This window comes from Mesorhizobium sp. M0276 (assembly GCF_040321755.1).
GTDB lineage: Bacteria > Pseudomonadota > Alphaproteobacteria > Rhizobiales > Rhizobiaceae > Mesorhizobium.
Genome location: NZ_JAMYSC010000029.1, coordinates 66,256 through 91,038, shown reverse-complemented (window position 1 = coordinate 91,038; position 24,783 = coordinate 66,256). Strand labels below are relative to the sequence as shown.

Annotated in this window: 31 protein-coding genes; 16 read left to right on the top strand and 15 right to left on the bottom strand. The window is 64.6% G+C overall.

From position 1 onward, the window contains the following. Nucleotides 1–111 precede the first annotated feature (111 nt). On the bottom strand, nucleotides 112–819 hold the full coding sequence (locus tag NKJ01_RS22480) for a GcrA cell cycle regulator (protein ID WP_352731038.1): 708 nt from the start codon (nucleotides 817–819) through the stop codon (nucleotides 112–114). Nucleotides 820–1,422: 603 nt separating this feature from the next. On the opposite strand from NKJ01_RS22480, the gene NKJ01_RS22475 reads away from it, so the two are divergent. The 3 genes from NKJ01_RS22475 to NKJ01_RS22465 all read left to right on the top strand — a co-directional run bounded on the left by NKJ01_RS22475 (nucleotide 1,423) and on the right by NKJ01_RS22465 (nucleotide 3,335). Beyond that, on the top strand, nucleotides 1,423–2,127 hold the full coding sequence (locus NKJ01_RS22475; protein ID WP_352731035.1) for an XRE family transcriptional regulator: 705 nt from the start codon (nucleotides 1,423–1,425) through the stop codon (nucleotides 2,125–2,127). Nucleotides 2,128–2,225: 98 nt separating this feature from the next. Further along, entirely contained in the window at nucleotides 2,226–2,516 is a 291-nt protein-coding gene (locus NKJ01_RS22470; RefSeq protein ID WP_172226328.1) for a ribbon-helix-helix domain-containing protein, read from the top strand. A 444-nt stretch (nucleotides 2,517–2,960) separates the two neighbouring features. Beyond that, nucleotides 2,961–3,335 carry a hypothetical protein gene (locus NKJ01_RS22465; protein ID WP_352731032.1) on the top strand — a complete coding sequence of 125 codons (375 nt, stop codon included), beginning with the start codon at nucleotides 2,961–2,963 and terminating at the stop codon, nucleotides 3,333–3,335. Between the two features lie 62 nt (nucleotides 3,336–3,397). On the opposite strand, the gene NKJ01_RS22460 is transcribed toward NKJ01_RS22465, so the two are convergent. The 3 genes from NKJ01_RS22460 to NKJ01_RS22450 all read right to left on the bottom strand — a co-directional run bounded on the left by NKJ01_RS22460 (nucleotide 3,398) and on the right by NKJ01_RS22450 (nucleotide 7,150). Further along, nucleotides 3,398–4,408 (bottom strand): ABC transporter permease, encoded by a 1,011-nt coding sequence (locus NKJ01_RS22460; protein ID WP_352731030.1) that lies wholly within the window; start codon nucleotides 4,406–4,408, stop codon nucleotides 3,398–3,400. Beyond that, complete coding sequence (locus tag NKJ01_RS22455) at nucleotides 4,405–5,970, bottom strand: sugar ABC transporter ATP-binding protein (RefSeq protein ID WP_352731028.1); 1,566 nt, start codon at nucleotides 5,968–5,970, stop codon at nucleotides 4,405–4,407. Before NKJ01_RS22455 ends, NKJ01_RS22460 begins: the two co-directional genes overlap by 4 nt. 232 nt (nucleotides 5,971–6,202) lie before the next feature. Continuing rightward, entirely contained in the window at nucleotides 6,203–7,150 is a 948-nt protein-coding gene (locus NKJ01_RS22450; RefSeq protein ID WP_023760056.1) for a substrate-binding domain-containing protein, read from the bottom strand. Between the two features lie 505 nt (nucleotides 7,151–7,655). Here NKJ01_RS22450 and NKJ01_RS22445 point away from each other — a divergent pair. Next, a complete protein-coding gene (locus NKJ01_RS22445; protein WP_352731025.1) occupies nucleotides 7,656–8,354 on the top strand; it encodes a RibD family protein in 699 nt (232 codons plus the stop codon). Nucleotides 8,355–8,428: 74 nt separating this feature from the next. Here the strand turns inward: NKJ01_RS22445 and NKJ01_RS22440 are convergent, their stop codons facing one another. Further along, the gene (locus NKJ01_RS22440) at nucleotides 8,429–9,319 is read right to left on the bottom strand and encodes an SDR family oxidoreductase (protein WP_352731023.1); all 891 of its coding nucleotides are present in this window, start codon (nucleotides 9,317–9,319) and stop codon (nucleotides 8,429–8,431) included. A gap of 90 nt (nucleotides 9,320–9,409) precedes the next feature. On the opposite strand from NKJ01_RS22440, the gene NKJ01_RS22435 reads away from it, so the two are divergent. After that, nucleotides 9,410–10,255 (top strand): helix-turn-helix transcriptional regulator, encoded by an 846-nt coding sequence (locus NKJ01_RS22435; RefSeq protein WP_352731020.1) that lies wholly within the window; start codon nucleotides 9,410–9,412, stop codon nucleotides 10,253–10,255. Between the two features lie 62 nt (nucleotides 10,256–10,317). Here NKJ01_RS22435 and NKJ01_RS22430 read toward each other — a convergent pair whose 3' ends face one another. After that, nucleotides 10,318–10,527, bottom strand: a complete 210-nt coding sequence (locus tag NKJ01_RS22430; protein WP_352731018.1) for a hypothetical protein — start codon at nucleotides 10,525–10,527, stop codon at nucleotides 10,318–10,320. A gap of 29 nt (nucleotides 10,528–10,556) precedes the next feature. Between NKJ01_RS22430 and NKJ01_RS22425 the strand changes: the two genes are divergently transcribed. Both NKJ01_RS22425 and NKJ01_RS22420 read left to right on the top strand, forming a co-directional pair. Further along, entirely contained in the window at nucleotides 10,557–11,309 is a 753-nt protein-coding gene (locus tag NKJ01_RS22425) for a pseudouridine synthase (RefSeq protein WP_352731044.1), read from the top strand. A gap of 122 nt (nucleotides 11,310–11,431) precedes the next feature. Further along, entirely contained in the window at nucleotides 11,432–11,833 is a 402-nt protein-coding gene (locus tag NKJ01_RS22420) for a VOC family protein (protein ID WP_352731015.1), read from the top strand. 129 nt (nucleotides 11,834–11,962) lie between these two features. On the opposite strand, the gene NKJ01_RS22415 is transcribed toward NKJ01_RS22420, so the two are convergent. After that, complete coding sequence (locus tag NKJ01_RS22415) at nucleotides 11,963–12,544, bottom strand: histidine phosphatase family protein (RefSeq protein ID WP_352731013.1); 582 nt, start codon at nucleotides 12,542–12,544, stop codon at nucleotides 11,963–11,965. Nucleotides 12,545–12,749: 205 nt separating this feature from the next. Here NKJ01_RS22415 and NKJ01_RS22410 point away from each other — a divergent pair, with 205 nt between their 5' ends. Then, complete coding sequence (locus tag NKJ01_RS22410) at nucleotides 12,750–13,199, top strand: universal stress protein (protein WP_352731011.1); 450 nt, start codon at nucleotides 12,750–12,752, stop codon at nucleotides 13,197–13,199. A 108-nt stretch (nucleotides 13,200–13,307) separates the two neighbouring features. Continuing rightward, the gene (locus NKJ01_RS22405) at nucleotides 13,308–13,598 is read left to right on the top strand and encodes a type II toxin-antitoxin system TacA family antitoxin (protein ID WP_352608557.1); all 291 of its coding nucleotides are present in this window, start codon (nucleotides 13,308–13,310) and stop codon (nucleotides 13,596–13,598) included. 93 nt (nucleotides 13,599–13,691) lie between these two features. On the opposite strand, the gene NKJ01_RS22400 is transcribed toward NKJ01_RS22405, so the two are convergent. Genes NKJ01_RS22400 through NKJ01_RS22390 form a run of 3 tightly spaced genes read right to left on the bottom strand, consistent with a single transcriptional unit; the run spans nucleotide 13,692 to nucleotide 15,028 of the window. Further along, nucleotides 13,692–13,994 (bottom strand): hypothetical protein, encoded by a 303-nt coding sequence (locus NKJ01_RS22400; RefSeq protein ID WP_352608558.1) that lies wholly within the window; start codon nucleotides 13,992–13,994, stop codon nucleotides 13,692–13,694. Nucleotides 13,995–14,050: 56 nt separating this feature from the next. After that, nucleotides 14,051–14,800 (bottom strand): sulfite exporter TauE/SafE family protein, encoded by a 750-nt coding sequence (locus tag NKJ01_RS22395; protein WP_352731008.1) that lies wholly within the window; start codon nucleotides 14,798–14,800, stop codon nucleotides 14,051–14,053. Between the two features lie 21 nt (nucleotides 14,801–14,821). Then, complete coding sequence (locus NKJ01_RS22390; RefSeq protein ID WP_352731006.1) at nucleotides 14,822–15,028, bottom strand: hypothetical protein; 207 nt, start codon at nucleotides 15,026–15,028, stop codon at nucleotides 14,822–14,824. A 146-nt stretch (nucleotides 15,029–15,174) separates the two neighbouring features. Between NKJ01_RS22390 and NKJ01_RS22385 the strand changes: the two genes are divergently transcribed. The 7 genes from NKJ01_RS22385 (at nucleotide 15,175) to NKJ01_RS22355 (ending at nucleotide 21,032) form a co-directional block, all read left to right on the top strand. After that, on the top strand, nucleotides 15,175–16,050 hold the full coding sequence (locus NKJ01_RS22385) for a LysR substrate-binding domain-containing protein (protein WP_352731003.1): 876 nt from the start codon (nucleotides 15,175–15,177) through the stop codon (nucleotides 16,048–16,050). Nucleotides 16,051–16,210: 160 nt separating this feature from the next. Continuing rightward, entirely contained in the window at nucleotides 16,211–16,711 is a 501-nt protein-coding gene (locus tag NKJ01_RS22380) for an Lrp/AsnC family transcriptional regulator (protein WP_023760043.1), read from the top strand. Beyond that, nucleotides 16,708–17,871: a saccharopine dehydrogenase family protein gene (locus NKJ01_RS22375; RefSeq protein WP_352731002.1), complete on the top strand. Its 1,164-nt coding sequence runs from the start codon at nucleotides 16,708–16,710 to the stop codon at nucleotides 17,869–17,871. The genes NKJ01_RS22380 and NKJ01_RS22375 overlap by 4 nt, the downstream gene beginning before the upstream one ends. Before the next feature lie 105 nt (nucleotides 17,872–17,976). Then, the gene (locus tag NKJ01_RS22370; RefSeq protein WP_352608562.1) at nucleotides 17,977–18,765 is read left to right on the top strand and encodes an ABC transporter substrate-binding protein; all 789 of its coding nucleotides are present in this window, start codon (nucleotides 17,977–17,979) and stop codon (nucleotides 18,763–18,765) included. Nucleotides 18,766–18,919: 154 nt separating this feature from the next. After that, entirely contained in the window at nucleotides 18,920–19,591 is a 672-nt protein-coding gene (locus NKJ01_RS22365; protein WP_023760040.1) for an amino acid ABC transporter permease, read from the top strand. Further along, on the top strand, nucleotides 19,588–20,262 hold the full coding sequence (locus tag NKJ01_RS22360; RefSeq protein ID WP_352730998.1) for an amino acid ABC transporter permease: 675 nt from the start codon (nucleotides 19,588–19,590) through the stop codon (nucleotides 20,260–20,262). The genes NKJ01_RS22365 and NKJ01_RS22360 overlap by 4 nt, the downstream gene beginning before the upstream one ends. Nucleotides 20,263–20,288: 26 nt before the next feature. Beyond that, nucleotides 20,289–21,032 (top strand): amino acid ABC transporter ATP-binding protein, encoded by a 744-nt coding sequence (locus NKJ01_RS22355; protein WP_352730995.1) that lies wholly within the window; start codon nucleotides 20,289–20,291, stop codon nucleotides 21,030–21,032. A gap of 59 nt (nucleotides 21,033–21,091) precedes the next feature. Here the strand turns inward: NKJ01_RS22355 and NKJ01_RS22350 are convergent, their stop codons facing one another. The 5 genes from NKJ01_RS22350 to NKJ01_RS22330 all read right to left on the bottom strand — a co-directional run bounded on the left by NKJ01_RS22350 (nucleotide 21,092) and on the right by NKJ01_RS22330 (nucleotide 24,768). Beyond that, entirely contained in the window at nucleotides 21,092–21,391 is a 300-nt protein-coding gene (locus NKJ01_RS22350; protein ID WP_352608566.1) for a type II toxin-antitoxin system RelE/ParE family toxin, read from the bottom strand. Beyond that, nucleotides 21,381–21,626 carry a type II toxin-antitoxin system ParD family antitoxin gene (locus NKJ01_RS22345; RefSeq protein WP_031260421.1) on the bottom strand — a complete coding sequence of 82 codons (246 nt, stop codon included), beginning with the start codon at nucleotides 21,624–21,626 and terminating at the stop codon, nucleotides 21,381–21,383. The genes NKJ01_RS22350 and NKJ01_RS22345 overlap by 11 nt, the downstream gene beginning before the upstream one ends. 115 nt (nucleotides 21,627–21,741) lie before the next feature. Further along, nucleotides 21,742–22,983 carry an arsenite efflux MFS transporter ArsK gene (gene arsK / locus NKJ01_RS22340; RefSeq protein ID WP_352730992.1) on the bottom strand — a complete coding sequence of 414 codons (1,242 nt, stop codon included), beginning with the start codon at nucleotides 22,981–22,983 and terminating at the stop codon, nucleotides 21,742–21,744. Beyond that, nucleotides 22,976–24,403, bottom strand: coding sequence for an NAD(P)-binding domain-containing protein (locus tag NKJ01_RS22335; RefSeq protein ID WP_352730990.1), 1,428 nt, complete (start codon nucleotides 24,401–24,403; stop codon nucleotides 22,976–22,978). The genes arsK and NKJ01_RS22335 overlap by 8 nt, the downstream gene beginning before the upstream one ends. 44 nt (nucleotides 24,404–24,447) lie before the next feature. Beyond that, entirely contained in the window at nucleotides 24,448–24,768 is a 321-nt protein-coding gene (locus NKJ01_RS22330; RefSeq protein WP_023760031.1) for an ArsR/SmtB family transcription factor, read from the bottom strand. Nucleotides 24,769–24,783 lie beyond the last annotated feature (15 nt).

The following is a 24,783-nucleotide window of genomic DNA, read 5'->3' as shown; positions in this document are numbered from 1 at the left end:
AGAGAAGACGGACAAACCCCGTTTTACGGGGCATGCACATGCGGCATTTCGATTCACTCAAAACTTTCCCCGGACAGCCCTGCCGCGAACGGGGAGAAGGGACGCTTTCTCTCACCCCGCCTCCACCGCAAAAACCCTGCGGCGGAAGCGCGCCTGGTGATAGGTGCAGTAGCTCTTCAGCGCACTGGTCCGCACGCCGCAGCACAGCATGTCGGCGCCTGGCCGGTCGCCGGGCGCATCCCGCTCTTCAGCAATGGAAATGTCGGTATCCTCTTCCACCGTCAGATCCAGCGGTGCGCGGCAGCGGGAGAACAGGCAGTCGATGAAGCGCATCGCCACGCCATGCGGCTGGCGGCCCACGGGTGCACGCGGCGGCACCGGCATCGTGAAACGATAGGTCTGGCCGTCGGCGATCAGCACACCCGCCTCGGGCACCAACAGGCGCGGCGGCAGCCGGCCAGGCGAAGTGTCGCGCCTGGCGGCCGCCTTACGCATGCCGGCCCCATTGGCGGTGTTCGCGGCGTCGACCGTGTTGGCGACCGGCCTGGAGCTCTCTTTGCCGTGCGTCGGCGTTGTGCTCGCCCGCTTGCTTCCAGCGTGCTTGCCCACGGCCTGCTTGGCTCCGACCGGCAGCCCTTTGACATTGCCAAAGCCGATCGCGTCCAGCACGGCGTTGCGGTGCACGATGCCGATAATGGCATCGCGCGATACCGCACTGCCGCGCAGCGCGCTGAAAGCGGCGGCGATCCTCGAAGCGGAAAGCCCGGCCTCCAGCCAGCGGGCAATCTCCTGCAAGTCCGCCTCGGTGTAACTTGCCATTTCCAGGCTCCATCCAAAGTTCTGCCTTCGGCCGAGCGCCGCCAGGCAAGCGTCAAGGTTGGGCCCATTGGGCCGCACTCAGTGTTGTGTGGTTCGACGCCCGGCTTGCGCCGCCGGCTCAGCCGGACCGGGTTCGCTGTCCCGCCGCTTCGACGAGGCGCGAAAGCCGCGCCTCCGCCGTCTTTCTGTCGGGGGCCGAAACCGCCCTGCCGATCGCCCTGTCGCAAAGGATGACGGTGCCGTCTTCGGTGCGGATGCAGGATCGGCCAGATGGACCCGAAGACATCGGGCCGGCGCCATGCCGGTCGAATTGGGGGCCGGAGCCGAGGGGAGCGGCGGCTCCGGCCGTTCCGGTCGCCGTTGACCGGCCGACCGGACCCGGGGCTGGTGCCTTGGAGCACCGGACCTCGGGCTTCGCCCCGGCCGGGGAGGAGGACGGCCGGGGCGGAAGGGTGCCGGCGACAGTCGCCGGATGCGCCCCATGGGAGTCAGGCGCCTCGGCGCCATGAAAGCTGGACAGGTTTTGCATGACCAGATATAAGCATAACTCAAAAAATAATGCAAGCCATTCTTTCATAGACGAGAGCCGCTTTCATCGCTCACATGGGTGTCATGGCTAAAACGGAATTGTCGATCAAGGTCGGGGCGGCTATCCGCAAGGCGCGCAAGCAGCGCGGCCTGGTCATGCGCCACATCGCCGAGCACAACGACACCGATGTCGCCGCCGTCGGCAACTGGGAAACCGGCCGCAACCTGCCCAAGACCGAGAACCTCTTGAAGACCGCCGCCTTCCTGCGCGTCGACCCGGTGGCACTGGGCCAAGGGCAGGTCGTCTTCCTCGACGATGCCGGTCCGGTCGCCGACGCCGAGATCGTCACCGATGCCGCCCCCCTGCCCGCCGGGTCGATGGATATCGAGGTGCTGGGCGCGGCCGTCGGCGGCGATGATGGCGATTTCACCTTCAACGGCGAGCCGGCGGGCCATGTCCAGCGTCCGCCGGGCGTCCGCAACGTGCCAAAAGTGTTCGCGCTGCACGTGCTGAGCGATTCCATGGTGCCGCGCTACGAGCCCGGCGACCTGATCTATTGCGGCGGCCGCGACGCCGTGCCGGGCGACCATGTCGTGATCGAGACGTTTCCAGAAGAAAACGAACGCAACGGCAAGGCCTTCATCAAGAAGCTTGTCAAGCGCACCGCAGCCGAGCTGGTCGTCGAGCAATACAATCCGCCGAAGACGCTAACCTTCGACCGCTACGCCATAAAACACGTCTGGCGCGTGATTCCGCTGAAGGAATTGCTGGGGTATTGAAGAGCCATCGCGCCCAAGTGCCATCATTCCACTGGCCGCGGCTTGCGCAACAGCGTATGATTAAGTCATACGCATCCCATTTGCCCAGGGGAGTGACAATGCGCAGCACCCAGCCACTGACCATTACCTTGCCACTTGAGATGGCGCAGATGGTGAAGGACAAGGTTTCATCCGGCGAGTACGCCACCGAAAGCGAAGTTATCCGCGATGGCTTGAGAACTCTTGCCGCACGCGACGCAGCGGTCGATCGCTGGCTGCGGGAAGAGGTTGCGCCAACAATGGATGCGCTTCAGAAGGATCCTTCGCTCGTCTCACCTCTCGAGGAAGTACGCAAGCGACTTCACAACCGCATTGATGCACTGGCGGGCAAGCGTTCACGCCAAGCATGACGCACAGGGTCGTCTTCAGTGAGGCCGCAGAAAATGACCTGCTGCATTTGCTGATCTATCTGGTTCCACAAGCTGGCGAACGAATTGCGCGAGCCTATGTCGATCGCCTCATCGATTACTGTTCGGACTTGGTGTATTTCCCGTCACCCCGAACCGCTTCAACTGTTCGGGCCGCCACCATCTGTTGCGGCCGCAATCGGCGCACTCGACCGAAATCGAGGCGACATGCGCGATCACTGGTTCCCTGCCAGGCAATGCCATCGCCCCTCCTCACCTTTTGTTCCTGATTTGTTCCATATTCCTGTGTTTTGCGCCGCGAGTCGAGTCGCAGTTTTCAAACAACCATAAAAGTTTTTCTTCTATAATTTTTTGAGTTATGCTTATGTACCTTTGCAAATGTGAGTCGGGACACAAACCACCGCCACATTGGGCCTGGGAGTGACAATGGACGCCGCCGATTTCGCCCGTGCCTGCGGTTATGCCGGCGACAGCCCCGCCCTTCTCGAAGCCTTCGAAGCAATCCGCCGCAACGGCATCGCCCATGCCCGCCAGAATCACATCAGGCGCAAGGCCGTTATCGACGAGCTGAAACACTCGGAAGCCTTGTTCCTGGCCGCGCTCGGCCCGGCACTGTCGGCTGAAGAAGCCATCGCGGATGCCGTTCGCCTCATCGCCTGCTGGCGCAACCTGCCGCGCTGGCGCCAGGAGCGGCGCCTGCCTGACCTCATCCGAGCCAAACAGCAGCGTCTGGTGGCGCGCTACTTCCGCCGTTACGGCCATCTTCTGTGGGCATGCGAGGCTGAGAAGCGGTTCGCATAGCGAGGGGGAGATGTCCGGCAGGACAGAGGGGGTGGACGGGCGCTAAGCGCTCCTCGTTGCCCTCACCGTCGCACCCGCGACTTCAGCCACCGATCAAACGCCACCGCCAGGATCAGGATCAGGCCGATGACGATGCTTTGCGTGTATGACGACACGTTGTTGAACTGCAGCCCGTTCTGCAGCACGCCGATCAGGGCCGCGCCGACCACCGTGCCGCCGACCGAGCCGATGCCGCCGAACAGCGAGGTGCCGCCGATGACGACGGCCGAGATGACAGTCAACTCGTAGCCGATGCCAGCCACCGCCTCCGAGGAATTCAACCGCGCCGACAGCACGAAGGCGGCGAGCCCGGCGAAGAAGCCGACGATGACATAGACCGAGACCAGGATGCGGTCGACGCGCAGGCCGGAGAGCCTTGCCGCCTCGGCATTGCCGCCGACGGCATAGACGGCGCGGCCATAGCGCGTGTAGCGCAGCACGATGTGGCACAGGATGGCGGCCGCAGCGAAGATGAGCGCCGGCACCGGCACGGGGCCGATCAGCCCGGTGCCGAACCAGCGCATCGAGGCGTCGAAGCCCGAGATCGGGCCGCCGTTGGAGATGGTCAGCGTCAGCCCGCGAAACACCGTCAGCCCGCCCAGCGTGACGACGAAGGGCGGCACTTTCAGCCGGGTGATGACAAGCCCCTGCACACCACCGGCCGCCGCCCCCACAACTACGGCGGCGAGCAGAGCGGCGAACCACCCAAAACCTTGCGTGCCGGAGGTCGACAGCGACAGCGTGTTGGCGGTGCCGCCCTTGGCGACCACCGCGGCGACCATGCCGCAGAAGGCGAGCAGCGAGCCGACCGAGAGGTCGATGCCGGCGGTGAGGATGACGAAGGTCATGCCGAGCGCGATCAGCCCGGTGATCGAGATCTGTCGCGTGATGTTGAACAGGTTGATCGGGTCCATGAAGCTCGGCTTCAGCATTGTGAAGACTACGATCAGCGCCAACAGGAACAGCAGCGGCCCGAAGCTCATCAGCAGGCGCGCGAAATTGATGCCGCCGCGCTGTTCCTCCGCCACGCTCATGGTGTCTCCTTGCGGTCGAGAGCCATCAGTTCCATCAGTCTTTCCTCGTTAGCCTCGACGCCCGGCATCTCGCCGGTGATGCGTCCCCGGCGCATGGTGACGATGCGGTCCGACACGGCCAGCACCTCGGGCAATTCGGACGAGATCATCATCACCGCGATGCCGCGCGCCGCAAGCTGCACCAGGATCTGGTGCACTTCCGTCTTGGCGCCCACATCGACGCCGCGCGTTGGTTCGTCGACGATCAGCACTTTCGGATCGCGTGCCAGCCAGCGCGCCAAGACCACCTTCTGCTGGTTGCCGCCTGACAGGCCCTCGATCGCCTGCTCGGCCGAGGCCATGCGGATCGACAGCATCTTCCTGAAGCCGGCAAGCGCATCGCGCTCGCGCCGCTCTGCCATGAAACCGAAGCCGTTGCTGAAGCTGGCCAGCGATGCGACGGAAAAATTCGGCAGGATGCCGAGTGCGGCAAAGATCGCCTGATGCTTGCGGTCTTCCGGCACCAGGCCGATGCCGAGCGCAATCGCATCGGCCGGTGATGCCGGGGTGATTTGCTTGCCGTCGAGCGTGATGGTGCCGGCCGCGATGCGGTCGGCGCCGAAAATGGCGCGCGCCAGTTCGGTGCGGCCCGAGCCGACGAGGCCGGCGACGCCAAGGATCTCGCCGGCCTTGAGATCGATGTCGACGCCGTCGAGCACGATGGCGTGCGGCGCCTCGGGATCGCGCACGGTGCGCAGGCCGCGCACCGACAGCACGACATCGCCGGCAACCGCGCGCTGCGCTGGCCGCGCATAAAGTTCCGACGCCGCCCGGCCGACCATCTTCTCGATGATCCTGGGCAGCGCGATCGGTCCGCCTTCGCGGTCGAGATGCCCGGCCAGCCTGCCGTCGCGCAGCACCGTCATGCGGTCGCAGATGGCGGAGGCCTCCTCCAGCCGGTGGGTGACGAACATGATGGCGACCTTGTCCTTGCGCAGCCTGTCCATGATCGACAGCAGCCGCTGTACCTCGGTCTCGGTCAGCGCCGACGTCGGTTCGTCCATAATGATCAGCCGGCTTTTCAGCGACAGCGCACGCGCTATCTCGACCAGCTGCTGTTCGGCCACCGACAGAGCCGACACCGGCGTCGTCGGATCGATGGAGAGGCCGACGCGGGCGATGATGTCACGGGAGTCCTGCTCCATGCGCCGCCAGCTGACCAGCCCGAGCGGACCAACTGGCGCGCGGCCGATAAAAATATTCTCCGCCACCGTCAGCGTCGGGATCAGGCTGAGCTCCTGATAGATGGTGACGATGCCGAGCCGCTTGGCATCCTGGGGGCTCGATGGCTGATACTCGGCGCCGTCGAAAATGATGCGGCCGCCCGACGGCGGCATGACGCCCGACAGGATTTTCAACAGTGTCGACTTGCCGGCGCCGTTTTCGCCAAGCAGGCCGAGGATTTCGCCAGGGCGGATGTCGAGCGAGACATCGCTGAGCGCGGTGACGCCGGAGAAATGCTTGGTAATGCCCTCGACGGCAAGCAGGATAGGTTCGGGCGATGCGGCTTCAGCAGGCGACAATGGTTGCTTCCTCGATGCAGTTCATCACGGCTCCATCAGCGCTTGAGCACCCCCCTCTGTCCTGCCGGACATCTCCCCCGCAAGGGGGCAGATTGGCTGCCCGTTCTGCTTTCGCCAATCTCCAACTTAGCAGGAAAAAGCGCCGCCAATGACACTGCCGATCTCCCCCCTTGCGGGGGAGATGTCCGGCAGGACAGAGGGGGGTGCTGTCCCGCCGGCTTACCAATCACCCCTACTTCGTCTCGCCAATCCTCTCCGCCTTGTCGAGATTGTCCTTGCCGATCACGATCGGTGTGAGCAGCACCAGCTTCTCCTTCGGCTCGGTCTTGTCCTTGGCGAACGCCACCGCGATGCGGACCGCCGTGCGCGACTGCTCGCCGGGGAACTGCTCGACGGTGCCGGCAAGCTTGCCGTCGCGCACCGCGACCAGCGCTTCGGGAAGCGCGTCGAAGCCGTAGATCTTGACGTCGGTGAAGTTGCGCGCCGCGCAGGCTTCCATGGCGCCGAGCGCCATGTCGTCATTGGCGCAGACGATGGCGTCCGGCTTGCCGTTGGCGGCAAGGCCGGCTTCGGTCACCGACAGCGCCTCGGCGCGGGCGAAATTGGCGGTCTGCTCGAAGACGATCTGGTACTTGTCCTTCAGGGGATCGAGCACATTGTGCACGCCCTTGTTGCGATCGATCGCTGGGCCGGCGCCTGGCTGGCCCTGCAGATGGAAGAGCTTGGCGCCGTTGGGGAACGCCGCCACCATCGCCTGGGCTTCGGCCTCGCCGCCCTTGACGTTGTCGGCGCCGACATGGGCCAGAATGCCCTCGACACCGTCGACGCGACGGTCGATCGTCACCACGGGAACGCCGGCCTTGACCGCTTCCTCGATGGCCGGCGCCAGCGCATTGACATCAAGCGGCGAGATGACGATGGCGTTCACCTTCTGTACCAGGGCAGCCTCGATGTCGGCGGTCTGCTTGGTGGCCGAGTTCTGGCCGTCGCTTTCGGTCAAATTAACGCCTTGCGCAGCGGCTTCCGCCTTGATCTCGTTCAGCATGTGCACGAAGAACGGAAAGCCGAGATTGGGCACGGAGCCCAGGATGGTGAGCTTGTTCTGCGCAAAGGCCGAGGGTGCGGCAAGCATCATGGCGCCAAAGGCCGCGGACGACAGCAGGAATTCGCGTCTGTTCATCAGATCCTCCTCCACAAGGACGCACGAGCCCGAAAACCGGGATCGGTTTCAGGAAGGATCATGCGTCGGTTCAAAGTGTTGGAGCATCCTCCCTGCGCCCGAAAACGCATGCCGCTCCAGCCGGCCGCCGCTGTAAAAAAGAGCCTCCCATCGACGCCTGCGCGGGGATGCTAGCCCGGGGTCAACCATTTGTGCAACATTGATATAACGGAGCTACCGGGCAACTTATCGGAATTGTCGGATTTTTGGATTGCGGCTTCCTGCCCTTTGGCGATCGGCTCGGGTCGGCCGGGCCTTGCAGTCCGTTCTTTTTCTGGGCCAGGAAGCGAAAGCGCTGCTCCGACACGTGCGGCCGTCTCGCGTGGTCGGGGCGCCTGACTTCCATTCCCTTGGTCCGGCACTACTTTGGGACAATGCAGATCGTCAAAAGTGGCACCGGTTTTGGGAGAACGATATGCACGACAACAAGACCTGAATTTTCGAAGCCCACGATTTGGAGAATTGCATGAAGCCGCAAATCATCTGCCATATGCTGGCATCCCTTGACGGCGGCCTCCACCCGAGCCGCTACACCAAGAGCCCCGACGGCACCCTGGCCGAATGGTCCAGCCTCTATGAGCATATCCACAATGACCTCGCGGGCGATGCCTGGATCGTCGGCCGCGTCACCATGGCCGAGATGAGCAAAGCCGTCGCGCATCCGCCGGCCAATGCCGGCAAGGTCGACCGGCCCTATCATTTCGCGCAGGCCGGTGCGGGCATTTATGCCGTGGCGCTCGATCCCTCGGGCAGGCTTCACTTTTCCAAACCCGACATCGGCGGCGATCATGTAGTGGTGCTGCTTGGGCGTGACGTTGCCGACAGCCATCTGGCCGAACTTGCCGCCGACGGCGTGTCCTATATCGTCGCGGAAACCGCCGACATCGATCTCGCGTCGATGGTCGAGGTACTCGGCCGCGAATTCGGCATCCGAAGGCTGCTGCTCGAGGGCGGCGCCGGCATCAACGGTTCTTTCCTCGCGGCAGGGCTCGTCGATGAGCTGAGCCTTCTCGTCGCGCCGGCGCTCGACGGGCGGGCGGCAAACCAGGGTTTCGTCGAGTTCGGCGAGAGCGGCCTGGCGGGCAAGATGCAGTTGTCCCTGACGAGCTGCGAAGCGCTCGCGCATGGGCTCGTTCATCTGCGCTACGCCGTCACCCCTGGCTGATCGCTCGCAAAACGGCCGGTAACCTGACTGTTACCGGCCGTATCTCGCCAGCCTTGGCGCCGAGGCTTCAGCCGTCAGTCGGCGTATGGCATGGCATCAAGATCGGCGATCAGTGTTGGGCCGGTCGGATGCCAGCCCAGCCGTGCCTGGGTCAGCGCGCTGGAGGCCGGCAGATCCATCGGCGCGAACATCGCCATCCTGCCGAAATGCTCCTCCGCCTTTTCCGGCGGTATCGAAACGACCGGCAATTTCAAACTCCGGCCAAGCGCCTCGGCGATTGCGCGCGCTTCGACACCCTCCTCGCCGACCGCGTGATAGCGCGCGCCCGGCTGCCGCTTTTCCACGACGAGCCGGTAAAGGCGCGCCGCGTCGAGGAGATGGCCCGCGGAGAAGCGGTTGCGGCCTTCGCCGATATAGGCCGAGACGCCTTTCTGGCGCGCGATTTCGATGAAAAGCGTGATGAGCCCCTGCTTGACCGGATTGTGAACCTGCGGCAGGCGCACCACCGAGAGGTTGATGCCGGCCTCCAGCAACGCATTGCCGGCGAGTTCCGAGGCAATGCGCGGATTGGGATGGCTGGGGTTGAAGATGTCCTCGACTGCCGGTTGGCCATGGCCGGCGCTGCCCGCGCCAACGCCGGAGGTGATCACCAGCGGCCGGTCGGACCCCGCCAATGCCTGGCCGAGGGCCGCGATGACGCGCTTGTCCTTTTCGCAATTCTCGGCAAATCGAGAGAAGTCATGGTCGAACGCGGTGTGGATCACGGCTTCCGCCTTGGCCGCGCCATCGCGCAGGCCGTCGGGCTCTTCAAGCGTTCCCCGATGTACTTCGGCGCCAGCGGCGGCAAGCGCCTCGGCGCCGGCGTCGGAGCGGGTGACGCCGACCACCTGGTGGCCCGCCTTGATGAGTTCGGAAACCAGCGCCGAACCGATGAAACCGGTCGCGCCGGTGAGAAAGATACGCATGCAAAATCTCCTGCACAGTTGCCTGCGTAATATTGCTCGTCTATTATTCCATTAAAGTAGTGATCTTATCATGGTATAATGCCTAACAGGATGCCCATCAATTCGGCCGGCTCACTGGCAGCGTTCCTCAAGGACCGGCGCACCCGCCTCGATCCGGCTTCCTTCGGCTTCTCGGGGCGCAGGCGGACTCCGGGATTGCGCCGCGAAGAGGTCGCCCAGCGCGCCAACATAAGCCCGACCTGGTACACCTGGCTGGAACAGGGCCGCGGCGGCGCGCCCTCGGCTGACGTGCTGAACCGCATCGCCAAGGGGCTGATGCTGACCGAGCCGGAGCGCGAACATCTTTTCATGCTCGGGCTGGGTCGCCCGCCCGAAGTTCGCTACAAGGGCGTCGAGGGGGTCAATCCGCGGCTCCAGCGACTGCTCGACACACTCGATGCCAGCCCAGCTCTGATCAAGACCGCCACCTGGGACGTCGTTGCCTGGAACCGCGCCGCGCAAATCGTGCTGACTGACTACAGCGCCCTGCCCGCCGGCCAGCGCAACATCCTGCGCTTCATGTTCCGCAGCCCTGTCATCCGCGCCAAGCAGCACGATTGGGAAAGCCTCGCACGGTTCGTGGTGGGAGCGTTCCGGGCCGATGCGGCACGCGCCGGCGCGGTGTCCGAGGTCGCCCAACTGGTCGACGAACTTTGCCGCGTCAGCCCCGAGTTTGCCGCCTTGTGGCAGGAAAACGACGTGCTCAGCCACGGTGACGGGACAAAGCGCCTGAAGCACCCGCAGCTCGGCGACATCGAGCTGGAATACTCGGCATTCTCGGTCGATGGGCGCCCGGACTTGAGCATGATCGTCTACAACCCGATCGACAGCGCGGTCGCCGACCGTATCCGCGCCCTCGCGCGGCGCCCCTCAGGGCAAGGGTTGGACCAGGGCTGATATCTGCGGCGACGGCAACCGTTCCGGGCGCAGTTCCCGGCCCAAGCTGACCAGCCCCTCACTCATGCGCGTTCGCAGACCGCGTTCAGGATCTGCAAGGTCGGCCCCCGGTAGAGATTGGCATGCGGACGGATCGCCGGTTGGGCGAAGTCGTATCGCAGGAGCGGCGGCGACAATGTCGCCATTCCCGGTGCCTCGGATGCCGCCATAGCTCCATGCCCTGCGTACAAAGGCAGCAGCACGACTTGCGAAGCCTTCGCGGCCCGTGGCATCTGTCGGCTCCACCAACACAGACGGCACCATGACGCCACGGCAGACACGACAAAGCGGCAAACAGGCGGCGCCTGGCGTCAGCCTGAACCGGGCGCTGTCGAAGCTTGGCCTGTGCTCGCGCACGCAGGCCGAGGCGCTGATTGCCGAAGGCCGCGTACGCGTCGGGGGCAAGGTGGTGCGCAATGCAGCGCTGCGCGTCGACCTCAACCGCGACCGCATCGTCGTCGACGGTGAGCAAGTTGTTGCCGAGCGCAAGGTCTATCTCATCCTCAACAAGCCGCGCGGGCTGGTCACCACCCGCGACGACCCGCAACAGCGCGACACCGTCTATGCCTGCCTGGAAGGGCTCGATTTGCCCTTCGTCTCGCCGGTCGGCCGCCTCGACAAGGCGAGCGAAGGCCTGCTGTTGATGACCAACGACACCCGCTTTGCCAACCGGCTGATGGACCCCGCCTCGCATTTGCCCAAGACCTACCATGTGCAGATCGGCACGGTGCCGGATGAGACGATGCTGGACAAATTCCGCGCGGGCGTCACCGTCGACGGCGAGACCCTGACCGCCAGCTCGATCCACCTCTTGCGCAGCGGCGGCCGCACAGCCTGGCTGGAGATCGTGCTCGACGAAGGCCGCAACCGCCACATCCGCCGCCTGCTTGCGGCGCACGGCATCGAAGTGCTGCGCCTGATCCGCATCGCCATCGGCCGCCTGCAGCTTGGCGACCTCGCCAAGGGCACCGCGCGGCATCTGACGTCGGATGAACTGGCGCTGCTGGCGGAGTGAGTGGGGCGTGTCGCCGGTGTCGGCGCACCGCGTCGGCGCTCTCCTGACGGAGGGCTGTCAGGAGACCTGGTCTATATCTGCCCATGGGGCGGCAGCGGCTCCAGCAATCCAGGAGCCATGCGATGAATTTCGTCTCTGTCCGCATCATCACGTCAGATGTCCAGCGCCTCGTGCGCTTCTACGGCGAAATCACCGGCATGCCGGTGACCATGTACACGGAAGACTTCGCCGAACTTGCAACCCCTTCCTGCACGCTGGCGATCGGCAGCACGCGCACTTTGATGCTGTTCGGCGGCGACATTGCCCGCCCGGCCGACAACCACACGGCAATCATCGAATTCCGCGTCGGCGACGTCGATGCGGAATTCGCCAGGCTCTCGGACACCTTAAGGGATGTCACGGTGCAGAAGCCGACCACCATGCCCTGGGGCAACCGCTCGCTGATGTTCCGCGACCCGGATGGCAATCTGGTGAACTTCTTCACGCCGGTGACCGCCGAGGCGATCAGGAAGTTCGACAGATAGAGACATTTGGAAGTGCCGAAACCTCCCAACTTCGTCATCCACGGGCGGAGCAGGAGCGAAGCTCCGTCGCGAAGATCCGTGGATGACGAAGCGACGGCGTTTTTGCGCCGAGCCGGCATTACTGCCTCCCTACTTCTGGTTCCACTTGCGCACGACCGGCTCGCTCAAATCATGCTCGTAGCCGAGCACGCTTATGCTGGCCGTATCGAGTACGAACAACGCGCCGCCTTCGGGCGGCAAGCCGAGCCAGCGGGCCGCCAGCACGCGCAGGAAGTGCGCGCTGGAAAACACCAATATGTCGGCACTGGCCTTGCGCAATTCGGCGATGATCCTGTCCGCCCGCGCGCCGACATCGGCCGCAGTCTCGCCCTTCGGGCAACCATCGCGAAACACGGTCCAGCCGGGCCGCTCGGCCTGGATCTGTCTTGTCGTCAGCCCCTCATAGGCGCCGTAGTCCCATTCCTGCAGATCGTCCTTCTTGACGCTCTCGGCACCGAAGCCAGCCAGCACGCTGGTGTTGTAGGCGCGCTGCGAAGGGCTCGACCACACCGCAGAGAACGACAGGCCTTTGAGTCGGTCCGCGACACCCCGCGCCGCGGCCTCGCCGGCCGGCGTCAACGGCATGTCGGTGCGGCCGGTGTGCTGCCCCGAAAGGCTCCACGCCGTCTCGCCATGCCGGACCAGATGTATCTGCGGAAACGCGCTGCTCATTGGATGCCTTTCGATGTCGCCCGCACCTTAGGGGACGATGCCGCAAAGGGGAATCCTGCTGACGCAAACGTGTGTGCAGCCTGGCCCTGATCCGCATCGAGTTGGCCCTGTGATCAGCCCGATGGCGCGACTATATCAAGGATAGCCTCCCAAGGCTCCCGCCACCACAAGGGCATCGGCCCTTGCACAATAGGTCGAGATCATCATGTACAAACATCTGCTCATTGCCACGGACGGATCGGAACTGGCCGACAGGGGCGTTGCCCAGGGTCTGGCGCTGGCCAGCGGCATTGGTGCCGCCGTCACTTTCATCACCGTCTCCGAACAATTCCCGATCTTCGCCTGGGGCGGCGCCATGGCCGGCTTTGCCGCTGGCGATGAACTGGCCGCCTATCAGGAAGAAGCGCGCAAATATGGCAAGAATGTTCTCGACAAGTGCAAGGCATCAGCGGATGTGGCCGGAGTCTCCGCCGAGGTCGTACATGTCGAGGATAAAAGGCCGGCCGAGGCGATCCTGGAGCTGTCGCAGGCTCGAGGCTGCGACTTGATCGTGATGGCCTCGCACGGGCGTCGCGGACTGGGCAAGCTGCTTCTGGGAAGCCAGACGGCGGAAGTGCTGTCCTACACCGAAATCCCGGTGCTGGTGGTGCGGTAGGGTCTGCTGCGGATCACGAGTTCCATCGAGCCATTGTGCCGTCCTCGCTTCACGGTAGTGACATTGTCGTAACGATCTGCTGTGCCTGGGCGATGAAGGGAGCTACCGATGCCACCGTCACGTGGTCTGTTGCCGAAGAGCGTTCCGATCAATATCCGCGTTAGGCCGGAAGTTCGCAATCTGATCGACCGGGCAGCGGAACTGCTCGGCAAGAATCGTGCGGACTTTGTGCTTGAAGCGTCGCAGCGCGCCGCTGAGGACGCGTTGCTTGGTCGTCTCGTGTTTACCGTCGAGCCGGATGTCTACGCTGTGTTTCTGGCACGTCTCGACACACCGCCGCAACCGAACGATCGATTGCACCGCACCATGACGACAAAGGCTCCATGGGACTCCGCGTGACGCGTCGGCTCCGGTTCCGCTCGCCGAGGCCCGGTTGTGCCGCAATTGCACCTCAGCTGCAGTTACCTCCACGGGTGGGTGGGTTGGTTGAATTTATGAGCTAGGGTCCGCGATAGGCGTCGCATAGACGACGATCGCGTATCCATCCCGAAGGGCTGCCTCCGCGGCATTTCGCAAAACGTCATCGCTTATTGAAGAAACTCCAACCGCTAATTCCTTAGCATCCCGCATCTCTGCACGCTGCCAGCCGCAGGTCATAAGATACGCCGGCGTTGCGGATAGGGCCGACTCCAGACTATTGGCATTGGCAAAAACCAAGAGCGCGTAGCGCTCGCCATCAATATATTGGTCGTGCCCGTCCGCGCATGCCACCAATTTCAGCACATGAAGGCTCATTTCGTCAGTCTGCTCTTGTACGGTCGGTAGGGCCGTAGTTGATCCAAGGGATAGGTCTACAACAACACCTCGCCCGCAAGATAGACCCCCAGCGCTAGCAACCCGACGAAGAACACCATGCGGAAGGTCTCGACGCTCATCTTCTGGCGCAGCGCCTGGCCGGCGAACATGCCGGCCAGAGCCGGCGCCAGGGCCACGACCGAACCCGCCAGTTGCGCCGTCGGCGACGTGAGAGCGCCGGTCCTGAACAGCCCGATAGCGAGCGCTGCCGTCGACACGGTGAAGGAAAGGCCGAGCGCCTGGATCAGGTCTTCTTTCTCCAGCCGCAGCGATTGCAGATAGGGCACCGCCGGGATGACGAAGACGCCGGTGGCGCCGGTGACCAACCCGGTCGCCACGCCGACCAGCGGCGACGCCCACACTTCGTGGCGCGCAGGCGTGCTGAAGCCCGCTTTGGCGAGGCCGAAAACGGCATAAAGCACCAGCGCCGCGCCCAGCCCCTCCGAGGCTACGCCCGTATGTGCGCCGGTCAGCAGACCGGCGCCGGCTACGGTGCCGAGCACGATTCCGGCCATCATCGTCCACAACCGCTTGCACAGGCCGCCGAAGGATGGCCCGGTCAGCAATTGCCAGAGATTGGTGACCAGCGACGGGATCAACAGCAAAGCGGCTGCCTGTGGCGGCGGCATCGTCACCGCCAGCAGTCCCATCGCCACGGTCGGCAGCCCCATGCCGACGACGCCCTTGACGAAGCCCGCAGTGAGGAAGACAGCGCCGATCCAGGCGATAATGCCAGCGCTCAGCATGATCGCACTTTCGCCGCCGGATCAGTCATGCAGCAGCATGTCGGTTGCGTCGGCATCCGCGCTGGCAGCCTTTGTCGGCGCAGCATCGCGGCTGACGGAAGCGACCGCCGCTGCACATTCCCGCAGGCCTGGCTCCGCTCGCGCCATGGCAAGGCCAGCCACGACGATGGCCAACACAATCGCCGCGCTTTCAAGAATGCCGAACCGGCTTGATGTTCGTTCGTTCATCACACTGCTCCTTCGAAACTGTTTGACGAAGATCTCGGCCGATCACAATGTGGAAATCGCGCTGCCAGCCTTCGGCCAGACCGAAGGCTGGGGCAAAGCCGACCGCCTTCCCCCAGGCCGCCGGGCTGTGTGCAGGGAGCAAGAGAATGCGCTTCGATCTGGTCGATCTCAGGCTGTTCCTGCTGGTGGCCGAGCGCGGCAGCATCACCCACGGCGCCGAGCTTGCTGGACTGGCCCTTGCCTCGGCCAGTGCCCGCATCAAGGGCATGGAGGAGCGGCTCGGCGCGCCGCTCTTGGAGCGCCGCCGGCGAGGCGTGGTGCCGACGGCGGCCGGACAGGCGTTGCTGCATCACGCAAGGGCCGTGCAGAACCAGATCGAGGCGTTGGCCGGCGATCTCGCCGCCTATGCCAGCGGTTTGCGCGCCCGTGTCCGGTTGATGGCCAACACCGCCGCCACAGCCGAGTTGCTGCGCGACATCCTGCCGGCTTTCCTTGCCGCGCACCCAGGGATAGACATCGACCTCGACGAGCGCCCCAGCCACGAAATCGCCGAAGCCGTGGCCAGCGGTGCGGTCGATCTCGGCATCGCCGCAACCTGGGCCGGCCTGTCGCATCTCGAGCAGAAACCGTTCTTCATCGACCGGTTGGTGGTGATCGCCGCGCGAAACTGGCCCGGCCTTCCAGGCTTGCGTACAGCCAGTCTCAGCGACGTGATCGGCGAACCCTTCGTTGGCCTCAGCACCGGCCATGCGCTGCAGGAGCACATCAGTCGCCAGGCCGCCCGCCTTGGCGGCCATCTGCATTTTCGCATCCGCGTGCCTGGCCTCGACAATGTCTGCCGGCTGGTCGCACAAGGCGGCGGCCTCGCCGTCGTGCCGGAAAGTGTCGCGCGCCGCTCGGCACGCTCAGTGCGTAGCCTGCGGCTGGCCGATGACTGGGCGACGCGCCAGCTCAATCTCTGCGCCCGCCGCTTCGACGATTTGACGCCCCAGGCAAAGCTGCTGGTCGCCGCGCTGGCCTGAATTCCACAGCCGAACAGCAAGCGGCTGCATCCGCGCCGGCGACCATTGTCCCCGTCAACGCGAAAACAACGCCTTGCATTTCAAAAATCCGTGACATAGCTTGTTTGCACATTGGCAAAGAAATTGCAGAAGTTTTTTCCTTTTATGAAAGATGGGGACCTTGCGGGAACATCTCGATCTGACCGATCGGCGGCTGGTCAAACAGCTGTCGCAGGACGCCCAGCCAGGCATCAACCGCATCGCCGAGATCTTGGCGGTTTCGGTGCCGACGGTGCGCTCGCGGCTGCGCAACCTGCTCGACCGCAACCTGCTCAAGATCGTCGGGCTGCTGAACCTGACCGAGCGGCCCGAGCTGATCTCGGCGATCGTCGGCATCAACGCCCAAGGGCGCGGCCGGGCCCGCGAGCTGGCGCAGCGCATTTCCGAACTGCCCTTCGTCAACTCGGCTTCGGTGGTCACCGGGCGCTTCGACATTATCGTCGACGTGACGGTGGCCGGTGATGTCGCCGATCTCTACCGCGTCACCAGTGAGCTGATCCCGGGCGCTGGCGAGCCGGGCGAAGTGGTCCGCAGCGAGACCTTCGTCGTCATGGCGTCGTGCAACAAATGGGTCAGCCTGCCCGAAGGCTGCTGGTCGGACGACCGCAAGGAGCCGGCATGAAGATCGCGGTTCTCGGCGGCCTCGGCCTGCAAGGCCGCGCGGCCATCGCCGACCTCGTCGTCAGCGCCGGCGTCGAGGAAATCGTCTGCGTCGACACCGCAGCGGACGGTCCTGCCCGGCTTGCCGGCCTGACCGACCTTGCCCGCGTGCGCTTCATCGTGCCCGATGACGCCATCGGCCCGGCGCTGGCCAAAGTGCTCGATGATGTCGACGCCGTCATAGATCTGTTGCCGCAGCCGCTGATGCGCGAGGCGGTGCAGGCCGCCATCGCCACGCGGACGCCGCTGGTCACCACCAACTACGCCAAGTCGATCGCCGACCTGGCGCCGGCGGCCGAACAGGCCGGCGTCCCGATCATGACCGAATGCGGGCTCGACCCCGGCATCGACCTCGTGCTCTACGCCCGTGCCGCGAAGCAGTTCGACTCCATCACGGCAATCGATTCCTACTGCGGCGGCATCCCCGAGCCGAAGGCGATGGCCAAGCCGCTTTGCTACAAGGTGAGCTGGAATTTCGACATGGTCCTGGTCAGCCAGAACCGCGACAGCGTGATGATCGAGGACGGAACACGCGTCGCTGTGCCGGCCGGTCAGCAGCACGCCAACCCTTTCATCCATGAGATCGAGGTCGCAGGCTTGGGCAAGCTCGAAGCCTTCCCCAATGGCGATGCGCTGCATTATGTCGAGATGCTGGACGCCGCCAAGGGGCTGCGCCGCTCCGGCCGCTACACGCTGCGTTGGCCGGGATGGTCGGCCTTCTGGGCGCCGCTGAAGGAGCTCGGCTTCCTCTCCGAAGACAAGGTGCCCGGCACCTCCAACAGCCCGCGCGAATTCCTCGGCCGGCTGCTCGGGCCCCAATTGCAATATGGCCCCGGCGAAAAGGATCTTTGCGTGATGCGCAATGTTTTTTCCGGCCTCGAAGGCGGCCGCGCCAAGACGGTGACATCGGACCTGATCATCGAGCGGGACCTCGTCTCCGGCCTGTTCGGCATGAGCCTCGGCGTCGGCTACCCCGCCAGCATCGTGGCGCAGATGCTGGCACGCCGCGAGATCAGCAAGCCCGGCCTGCTCAACCCACTGCTCGATGTGCCTGACGAGCCCTTCTTCGACGAACTTGCCAGACGCGGCATCAAGGTCACCGAAACGGTGGCCTGGGACTGAGGATTTTCGAACGGTGGCCGCCGCCGGCAACGGTAGCCGCCGCTCAAAAAACGGCCCGAGGAAATCCGCGGGCAGATATCAACGACAACAGGGAGGACTACCGAAATGAAGATTGCCAGACTTTTCATCGCCGGACTTGCGCTCGCCGGCCTCACCACGGCGGCCACAGCCGGAACATTGGACGACATCACCAAGCGCGGCGAACTGCGCGTCGCCGTACAGACCCAGGGACCCCCCTTCTCGCTGGTCGGCGCCAATGGCGAACGCACCGGCAGTTCGGTTGAACTGGCCGAACTGATGGCCAAGGAAATGGGTGTGAAAATCACCTTCCTCGACTTCGACTGGGACGGCCTGATCCCGGCGCTCTTGTCCGGCAAGGCCGACCTTCTGGTCGCGGACATGACGCCGACATTGGCGCGCGGCATGAAGGTCGCCTTCACCACGCCTTACATGTATACGGGCAGCACCGTCTTCACCAAGGCCGACAGCAAGTTCAAGACCACCGAGGATTGCAAGGCCAAGGGCACCAAGATCGCCGTGCTGCTGGGCGCCACCGGCGAGAAGGAAGCCAAGACCGCCTTCCCCGATGCCGACATCAAGAGCTACAAGGGCGGTGGTCCGCTGCTGCTCGATGCCGTCAACAACGGCCAGGCCGATTGCGGCGTCAACGACATCTCGGCGGTCAAGGGCCAGTCGACCGCTTATCCGGCCGGCTCCTTCACCATCATGCCGGACCTTTTGTCGAAGGAACCGCTTGCCTTCGCCACCCGCTATGACGAGCCGGACCTGCTGGTCTGGATGAACCTGTTCCTCAACCAGGTCAGCATCGACGGCCGCCTGCAGAAGAACCTCGACTACTGGGTCAATTCCGACGCGTGGAAGAAAGACCACTGAGGAATTAGGGAGTAGCGAATAGGGAATAGGGAGTGGTGAACGGCCGTTCCGGCCACGCTCTGCTGCTCCCTACTTCCCTACTTCCCTACTTGCTACTCGCTACTCGCTATTCGCTATTCGCTAATCACCCTTCCCTCTTCACCGCCGCGCGCCCATGCTCGAGAATTTCAGCTTCCGCACAATCGTCGAATATCTGCCCCTGTTCGGGCAGGGCCTGATCACGACCGTCTGGCTGTCGGCGCTGTCCTTTGTCGGTGCGCTCGTCGTCGGCATAGTGCTGTGCGCGGCGAATCTGCAGCGCGGCTGGCTGTTCCGGACACCGGCCAAGGCCTATATCGACGCCGTGCGCGCCACGCCCCTGCTGGCGCAGCTTTATTTCCTCTATTTCGGCTTGCCCAGGCTCGGCTTCGTGCTGCCCGAGCTCGTCGTCGGGATCCTCGCGCTATCGCTCAACAGCGGCGCCTACATCGCTGAAATCATTCGCGCCGGCATCCTGTCGATCCCGCGTGGCCAGGTCGAAGCCAGCGTCGCCTCGGGCATGACCTATGTCCAGCGCATGCGCCTGGTCGTTCTGCCGCAAGCCTTCAAGGTGACGATCCCGCCGCTGCTCGGCCAGGCGATCGTGCTGGTCAAGGATTCCGCTCTTCTGTCGCTGATCTCTGTTTCCGAACTGACGCGCGCCGGCCAGTTGCTCGCCTCCGACCGCTTCATGCCGGCCGAAGGCTTCCTCACCATCGCCGCCTTCTACCTGCTGCTCTATTACGGACTGAAGGGGCTGGCTGGCCTCTCCAGCCGCTGGCTCGGCGCAGCGGGGGCCCGCACATGATCTGGCAACAGCTGCAAAGCCTCGCCGGCTCCTATCCGCTGGCCCTGCGCGGACTCGGCATGACCGTGGTGCTGTCGCTGATCAGCCTGGTGCTCGGCACCTCTCTCGGCTTCGGTCTCGGCATCCTGCGCACCGGCGGCAATCGGCTGATCTCAAGTGTCATCGGCGCCTGGGTCGACCTGATCCGCGGCACCCCCTTCCTGGTGCAGATCTTCCTGATCTTCTTCATCCTGCCGGAGTTGGGCATCGAACTCGACGCCTTCACCGCCGGCATCATCGCGCTGACCAATCTGGCGGCCTGCTTCATCTGCGAGATCGTCGCCGCCGGCATCCGCTCGGTGCCGACAGGCCAGGTCGAGGCGGCGCTCGCGTCCGGCCTGTCGCGCTGGCAGCGCATGCGCCAGGTGGTGCTGCCGCAGGCCATGCGCATCGTGCTGCCGCCGCTGGTCGGGCAATATGTGCTGCTGATCAAGGATTCTTCCGTCGTCTCCGCCATCGGCCTGACCGACCTCACCCGCGTTGGCTGGCTGGTGGTGCAGCGTGTGCCGAACGGCCTCTTGGTCTTCTTCCTTGTCGGCGTCGGCTATTTCATCGTCTGCTATCCCCTGATCATGCTCGCCCGCCGGCTCGAGCGCCGCATGGGTGCGGCGCATGGCGAGGTGCAGCTGTGACATCGAACCCGAAGGGCCCAAAAGATATGACCAAAACGGGCATGATCGACTTTCGCGGCGTCAACAAATGGTTCGGCTCGCTCAACGTGCTCAGGGATATCACGCTCAGCGTCGAGCCGCGCGAAGTGGTCGTCGTCTGCGGCCCGAGCGGCTCGGGCAAGAGCACCCTGATCCGCTGCGTCAACGGCCTGGAGGCGATCAAGGACGGCGACCTCACCGTCGACGGCCAGCGCCTCGGCGACCCCGCCACCAACATGACGCATTTGCGCACCGAGATCGGCTTCGTCTTCCAGTCGTTCAACCTCTACCCGCACAAGACCGCGCTCGAAAACGTGACGCTCGCCCCCATCCATGTCCGCAAGATCCCGCGCGCCGAGGCCGAAAAGGCTGGCCGCGAATTGCTGGCCAAGGTTGGCCTGGCCGACAAGGTCAATGCCTACCCGGCCCAGCTCTCCGGCGGCCAGCAGCAGCGCGTGGCGATCGCGCGCTGCCTCGGCATGCGGCCCAAGATCATGCTGTTCGACGAGCCGACCTCGGCGCTCGACCCCGAGATGATTTCCGAAGTGCTCGACGTCATGGTGGCGGTCGCCGAGGAAGGCATGACGATGATGGTGGTGACGCATGAGATGGGCTTTGCCCGCAAGGTCGCCCAGCGCGTGGTGTTCATGGACGCCGGCGCCATCGTCGAAAGCGGCACGCCCGACGAGTTCTTCTCCCACCCCAAGACCGACCGCAGCCGGGCCTTCCTCGGCAAAATCCTCAGGCACTAACGGCGCACTGACACGCCGGTCAATTTACGCGTCCCTTGGCAGCGAGCAGACTTCCCCCGTCACAGATGTCGTTCAACGTCCATTCGTTGATGCAGGATGCGGATGACATCTAAGGTCGTTTCGGATTGACGGAAGAAAACGAAGTGTTGCCCGACGGGATACTTGAAATAGTACTCGCGCACTTCGGTGCGGCGGCCGGTTTTGAGCCCGCTGGCCAAGGCCTCGATAGCGCCGATCAAATCGTGGTGATACCGATCCGCTTGTTCAAGCGACCAGTGCTTGAACGTGTAGAGCCAGATATCTTCCAGATCAGTTTCGGCGAGAGGTGAGAGTCGATATTGGCGGCACTCATTTGGCATGCTTGGCGCGCATCTTGCTCAGGAACGCAGTGCTATCGAAGGCAACGGGTGCGCCAGATTCCTCGCCAGCGATGAGCGCGTTTTGCAAAGCACGGACCTTGGCCTCATGCTCCTCGAGCAACCGCAGGCCTGCACGCACGACATCACTTGCCGAACCGTAACGGCCTGTCTGAACCTGCGTATCGATGAAGCCAGCGAAATGGTCGCCAAGGGAAACAGAGGTATTTCGGGGCATGAGCTCCATCCTAAGGTTGCGATGTCAACATATACCAAAAATTGGTATATGTCCATAATTCTGACCTCAGAGGGGGCAAGATGCCAAGTCGCCCTGCCATCGCGCATGTCGTGATTCAAGCCGCCTCTTCCGGACTCCCGCCCATCACAAACGCAACCCGGCCGCCACGCCGCCTCAGCAGCGCGATGGCAAAGAAGGCGATGACGCCGCTCGCGGCGACGGCCACCAGCACCCACAGCGAATTGGCGACCGAAGTCCGCGCCATCATGAAGGCGAGCGCGAACGGCGCGAAGGACGAGGTGAACTGACGGGCGGCGCTCGACCATCCGAGCCGCGCGCCATAGCCCTCGCGGCCGAAGAGTTCGAGCGGCAAGGTGCCGCCGACGATGCTGGTGAGGCCGGAGCCGAGGCCGAACAGCAACACGAACAGGAAGGCGCCGGGCAGCAACGGTGTGGTCAACAGCAACGCGCACAGCCCGGCCGTGAGCAGCGAAGCTGCGATGACGGCAAGGTGCGTTTGCGGCAATCGCCCGCCAAACAGCATGTTGATCAGCCGGCTGGCGACCTGTGACGGGCCGAACAGGGTCGAGACGAAGAGGCCGGCGCTGCCAAGCCCAAGAGCCGCTGTCAGCGGCACCATGTGGATCAGGATCGCCGACAGCACGAAGCCTTCGGTCGCGAACCCCGCCAGCATCAACAGGAACGCAGCCCGGCCGCGCCGCGAATCGAGCGGCGCGCCCGCTTCCGGGGCCGGCCCGCGCTCTTGGCTCGCGGCCGTCGCGTGATGGCGCGACAGCCGCATCAGCCAGGCGTGGATCGGCAGGCAGAGCCCGAGATTGAGTGCGGCGAACAAAAGATAGACCTCGCGCCAAGTCAGCTGGGCATGCAGCGCCGAGGTCAGCGGCCAGAACAGCGTCGAAGCGAACCCGGCGATCAGCGTGAGGTGGGTTATGCTGCGTTGCGGACTGGGAACCCCGATCTGCACGATCGCCACGAAGGCGGCGCTATAGAGGACGAAGCTGGAGGCCAGCTCCATCGCCAACAGCGCCAGAACGAAACTCACGCGGCCGGGCGAGACGGCGCACAGCGCCAGCGCCAAGGCTGCCGCGACCGAACCCATGGTCATGATGCGCCCAGCGCCGAAGCGGTCGGCCCAGCGCCCGGCCGTCGGCGCGAACAGGCTGCCGGCGAACAGCGAGGCGGACAAGGCGCCGAACACCCAGCCTTCGCTGAGGCCGAATTCGCGGGCCATCGCCGGCGCCAGGATCGAGAAGCTGTAGTAGAGCGTGCCGTAACCGATGATCTGGGTCAGCCCGAGCGCCCAGATCGCCTTGCGCAGGACAGATCGGTCAGGCATCGCTGGCTGCCATCGTCTCTCGCGCCTCGATGCCGGCCGGCGCGGTTGCACAGCCGCAGCCCGACTCGCCGTTTGCCTTGGCGTCCGCATCCCTGACGCAGCAGGCATCGACATTGGCGGGCGCGGGCCCGCCGCAGCAACCGGCGCTTTCTGATACTGTCACGACACCGATGGCGCTGCACACCCCGGTCTCCGGCAACACCAGCCGCACCTCGCGAGCCGCGACATGGTCTCCGGCAATGTCGGCGACCACCGAGCGGACCTGTTCGTAGCCGGTCGCCATCAGGAAGGTCGGCGCGCGGCCATAGGATTTCGAGCCGACGATGGTAAAGCCCGGTTCGGGATGGGCGAGTTCCGCGATGCCATGTGCGGGAACCGTGCCGCATGAGTGGAAATTCGGATCGATCAGCGGCGCCAGCGCCGGCGGCGCCTCGACGGCGGGATCGAGTGCGATGCGGACTTCGCCGAGGAACGACAGATCGGGCCGGAAGCCGGTGGTGACGATGATGCGGTCGACGGCCAGGCTGAACGGCTTGCCGGCCAGGCTGGCGTCGACGACGAGCCCCTCGCCTTGCACCTCGATGCGGTTGACGGCGAAAGGCGCCAGCATGTTCAGCCGGCCATCCGCCATCGCCTGCTTGGCGGCCAGACCGAGCGCGCCGCGTTCCGGCAACTGGTCGTTCAGCCCGCCGCCGAGCAATCTTTCGACGCTGGCGTGACGCAGCGCCCAGAAAATCTCGGTGCCGGGCGCTGCATCCCGCAGTTCCATCAGCGCCAGGGCGACGTTGATGGCCGAGTGCCCGCCGCCGATGACGAGGACGCGCTTGCCCGCATAGTCTTTTCTCGCCTTGCCGACTACGTGGGGAATGCCATAGGCGATGCGCCCGCGAGCCTCGCCCTCGCCGGGAACCGGCAGCCCGTCGACACCGATCGGGTTCGGCCGCCACCAGGTTCCGGACGCGTCGATGACGGCGCGCGCGTGGGCGCGGTGCTCGCCGCGGGCATCGCGGTAGCGGATGACGAAGGGCGCGTCCTTGCGGCCCTCATTGGCGATCTTGTCATGCCCCCGACGGGTGATCGCGGTGACCTCGGCGCCGAGCTTCAGATTGACGGCGATCGCGGGAAGCCGGCCAAGCGGCGCCAGATAGTCGCGTACGATCTCGCCGCCGGTCGCCAGGGCTTGGCTGTCGGGCGCCGTCCAGCCGGAGCGGTCGAGCAGCGCCCGCGCCGCCGCGTCGATGTTGTATTTCCACGGCGAAAAAACCCGCACGTGACCCCATTCGAGCAGTGCAGCACCGACACTCTCGCCGAGCTCCAGGATCAGCGGGCGGATGCCGCGCTCGACCAGGTGCGCCGCGGCAGCGAGGCCGACCGGGCCGGCGCCGATCACCGCGACGGGAAGATCTGCCATCATGTCCATCGGTTCGATCCTTCCGGTATCTTCGAATTATACGTCCAAAAAAATCAGGCCGGCGCTTTGCTGGCGGCAGGCGCGCAGGTGGCGTCGGCGCAGCACTCGTCGGCGAGATAGCCGATCAGTGCGTTCATGCCGGGATAGTTGGCGCGGCAGATCAGCGTCGTCGCCTGCCGCTCCTGCGTGACAAGGCCTGTGTCGACCAGCCGCTTGAGGTGGTGCGACAGCGTCGAGGACGGAATGTCGAGCTTGCCCTGGACGGCGCCGACGGCAAGCCCCTCCTCTCCGGCGCGCATCAGGATGCGATAGAGCTGAAGCCGCGTCGGGTTGCCGAGCGCTTCGAGCTGGGCGGCTGCTTTTTCGAGTTTCATGGAAATAAGCTACGC